The organism is Fodinibius halophilus (genome assembly GCF_011059105.1).
GTDB lineage: Bacteria > Bacteroidota > Rhodothermia > Balneolales > Balneolaceae > Fodinibius > Fodinibius halophilus.
On the sequence record NZ_JAALLS010000062.1, the window covers coordinates 1 to 1526 of the forward strand.

General features: G+C 54.0%; 1 pseudogene. It reads left to right on the top strand.

The window, feature by feature from the left end:
- Positions 1-75: 75 nt before the first annotated feature.
- Positions 76-1401: pseudogene (locus G3569_RS18170) on the top strand (IS1182 family transposase).
- Positions 1402-1526 lie beyond the last annotated feature (125 nt).

Consider the following 1526-nt stretch of genomic DNA (forward strand, 5'->3'; position numbering starts at 1 on the left):
CTAGGAGTCTGTCGGACTTTCCGGGTATGATTTATTAGATTTACCCAGCAATTGTAAAGAAAAGTTATTAGCGTGATGCCCAATTTTCGATTAGTAGATCGTGATACCTCTTATCTGTTACCACCTTCGGTAGAGGAGTGGCTGCCCGAAGATCACCTGGCCCGGTTTGTGGTCGAGATTGTCGATGAACTGGATATATCGAAATTAGAGGCCAGCTACACCAGCAGTGGCTCGGATGCCTACCACCCGCGGATGATGACGGCTTTGCTGTTTTATAGTTACGGAAGCGGGACGTTTTCTTCCCGCAGGATTGAGGAGGCGACCTACGAGTCGTTGGCCTTCCGGTATGTGGCGGCCAACCAGCATCCCGACCACGATACGATCTGCACGTTTCGGAAGCGATTTATGGGAGAGTTGGAGGAATTGTTTACGCAAATCCTGCTGCTGGCCGCCCAGATGGGATTAACAGAGCTGGGTGATGTACGTATTGACGGATCTAAATTCAAAGCCAATGCCAGCAAACACAAGGCGATGAGTTGGGAGCGGGCCTGCGCCTTGGAAGATCAGCTCAGCGAGGAAGTGGCCGAGCTGCTGGAAAAAGCCGAAGCCGCCGACGCCGATGATTCCGATAGCCAAGAGCTGCCCGAAGAGCTGGAGGTCGCCAGGACCGGCTGGCCCAGATCCGCCAGGCCAAAAAGATGATTGAGCAGCGAGCCGCCGAGCGTTATAAGACCGAAAAGGCCGAACATGAGGCCAAGATGGCCAAACGAGCCGAAAAAGAACAGGCCACCGGCAAGAAGACTCCGGGGCCCCCGGGACAACGATCAGGTTAATTTTACCGACCGGGAGTCCCGGATTATGCTGACCAGCAACAATGGCTGGCAGTAGGCCTGGAACGCCCAGGCAGCTGTCGATATGGACTCCCATCTGATCGTGGGCGGGCACATAAGCCAGGCGCCCAATGACAAGCAGCAATTGCAGCCGGCCCTGGAAGCCCTGGAGGAGCTGCCTGATCAGCTGGGAGACCCGAAGCGAATTACCGCCGACAACGGCTATTACAGCAAAGACAATGTCAGCGAAGCGACCGATCGGGGTCTCATTCCATATTTGGCGACCGGCCGCCAGAACCATAACCAGCGCTGGGACGAGCGGCGGGCAGATCCCGGGCCCCCGCCGAAGGACGCCTCGCAAATTCAGCAGATGGGGTGGCGACTGAAGACCCGGCAAGGAAAAGCTTTTTATGGGCAACGCAAAGCGACCGTGGAAACCGTCTTCGGCATCATAAAGCAGGTGATGGGATTCCGGCAGTTTAGCTTGAGGGGCATCAGGAAGGTGACCGGTGAGTGGAATCTGGTCAAATGTGCCTACAATCTGAAGCGCATGCACGCTTTGGCTACATAAGCCAGCGGGGAGAGAACTATAGCTGAGATAGAAATCAGAAAAAATATCCCCAGAACAATAGTTTTGCCCAATATATCACCACAAAAATAAATTTAGTAATTTTAGAACTGCTTAGTCCGACAGAC